At 41.0% G+C, this 2,028-nt stretch carries 3 protein-coding genes; all 3 read right to left on the bottom strand.

From position 1 onward, the window contains the following. Window positions 1-803 (bottom strand): TIM barrel protein (locus AAC037_RS23915; RefSeq protein WP_339906168.1); only part of this gene is annotated, 803 nt, incomplete at its 3' end. Between the two features lie 97 nt (window positions 804-900). Then, window positions 901-1,473: a pyridoxamine 5'-phosphate oxidase family protein gene (locus AAC037_RS23910; RefSeq protein ID WP_339906166.1), complete on the bottom strand. Its 573-nt coding sequence runs from the start codon at window positions 1,471-1,473 to the stop codon at window positions 901-903. A gap of 8 nt (window positions 1,474-1,481) precedes the next feature. After that, window positions 1,482-2,028, bottom strand: a 547-nt coding sequence (locus tag AAC037_RS23905; RefSeq protein WP_339906165.1) for an HAD-IC family P-type ATPase, incomplete at its 5' end; no start/stop codon positions are given.

Genomic DNA, 2,028 nt, shown 5'->3' with positions numbered 1-2,028 from the left:
AGCTGAGACTGATTGCCTTTGCCATCCCATACCGTAGGTTTTACACTTACTCCTTTGGCATAGGGCATCAATTGTTTCACTCCTTTATAAGAATCGTAGCTAAGGGTTTTTTCTCCTTCATTTCTATACATCAAGAAATTGCCGAAATCCGGAAGTGTGCCGGCCCTTGGGTGATCGGCTGCTTTCATTACACCTGAAAGCCACTTGGCATCGCTGGAAAACCCTCCATGATTTTCAATCATTACATTAATATCCATGGTATCTGCAAACTCACAAAGGCTTTGCAAGCCATCAGCTACAAGTTTCTGTGATTCTGCAAAGTCCTTTTTATCTGCACTGTATCTAGTAAAAGAATATCCATTTACTCGGATGGAGTGACAACCAAGAAACTTAGCAGCTTCTACCCATTTTTTGTGGTTCTCCACCGTCTGCATACGCTCTGCCTGATCTCTGGCACCTAATTTTCCTTCATTGTCGCACATGATCAAAACTGAAGTAACCCCCTCTCCTTCTGCCCTGGTTTTCATTTCTTTCAAGTAAGCCGTATCCTTGGCTTTGTCCATAAAAAACTGGTTCACATATTCTACAGCTGAAATCCCGTGTTTTTTGGCAAGTACAGCAAAGTCTAAGTTGTCCATCTTTTGATTGAATAGCAATCTGTTGACAGACCATTGGGCCAATGAAATTTTAAATAATTCCTTACGGGGAGCCATGGAAATGGCCTGCCCTCCAAGGCCTAAACCCAAAATGGCTGTTGCCAATCCGGTCTTTTTGATGAAGTCTCTTCTGTTATTGTTATGCATGGAAAATTGTTTTTTAAAATGTTATTGCTGGCTTTAAACCATTGAAGATAGCACTTTTATTCCTTTTGCCCAACGGACAATTGAATAGAAATTAAGCCTAAGGTACCAGCCAGCTTGATTGCCATTTTTCATTTTCCTTCTTAAAAGCAATCCTTAGATGACCCTTGCTATCTAATTGAAGGCATTCTAATTCATATGTAACAACTTTAATTACCGAAAAGTAGTCATTATTGTACTTGACATCCAGCATCATTCCTTTTTCTGAAGTCTCTACCTCAGTTTTTGGTGGCCATTTGGACTGATAGGCTTTTTGCGCTTCAGGAGGAATGTTTTCCCAGTAACCTTCATTGGCTTCCTTTTGAGCTAAAATGGTAGCAATCCCCTTAATTTTGACCTGGCAGCGTGCAGAGGGATGGTAAAACAACAATGAAACATTGGGGTTTTCCCGTATTTGAGCTATTTTTTTACTTCTGCTATCTGTGTAAAATAACAATTGCAATTCTTCGGTTACCTCTCGAAGTACTACATACCTGCTATCAGGCTGATTTCCAGCTGATGTACAAAAATTTACGAAGCGGAAAGGGTGCTGCACCTCCTTTGAGGCCAATTGAAGCTCCTTGTTTACAATTGCCCATATTTCTTCCTGACTTGTAATAGCGGTAAATAGCATGTTCGAATTTATTTGAATAAATAATTTATTCTTATGGCATTTAAAATGGCCAAGAGGGCTACGCCCACATCGGCAAAAACAGCCTCCCACATACCTGCCAACCCTGCAGCTCCCAGGCTCAATACCAAAAACTTTACCATAAAGGCAAGAGCGATGTTTTGCCATACGATGCTTTTGGTTGCTTTCCCAATTTTAAAAGCCAGGGCTACCTTGGAGGGATGGTCTGTCTGAATCACAATATCCGCAGACTCAATGGCCAAATCACTACCCACACCTCCCATGCCTATGCCTACATCCGCAGCAGCAATGGAAGGCGCATCGTTGATACCGTCTCCAATAAATGCGACCACATTTTCCGGGTCTTTTTTTAGGGCTTCAATTTTAGCATATTTTTCTTCAGGAAGCATTCCTCCAAGGGCTTCATCAGCCTTTAGTTCTTTTCCTAATGCTTTTACTACCTCCTTTTTATCTCCGGATAATATCATTATTTGTTGAATACCAAGCCTTCTAAGTGAAGTAATGGCTTCTTTGGCATCCGGTTTTATTTGATCAGCT

This window comes from uncultured Cyclobacterium sp. (assembly GCF_963976465.1).
Classification (GTDB): domain Bacteria; phylum Bacteroidota; class Bacteroidia; order Cytophagales; family Cyclobacteriaceae; genus Cyclobacterium.
The sequence above is the reverse complement of the archived record's forward strand: the minus strand, read 5'-3'. Positions and strand labels throughout refer to the sequence as shown.

Excerpts from the sequence above, each read along its gene's own strand:
- AAC037_RS23910 (WP_339906166.1), bottom strand. The coding sequence starts at position 1,473 with ATGCTATTTACCGCTATTACAAGTCAGGAAGAAATATGGGCAATTGTA.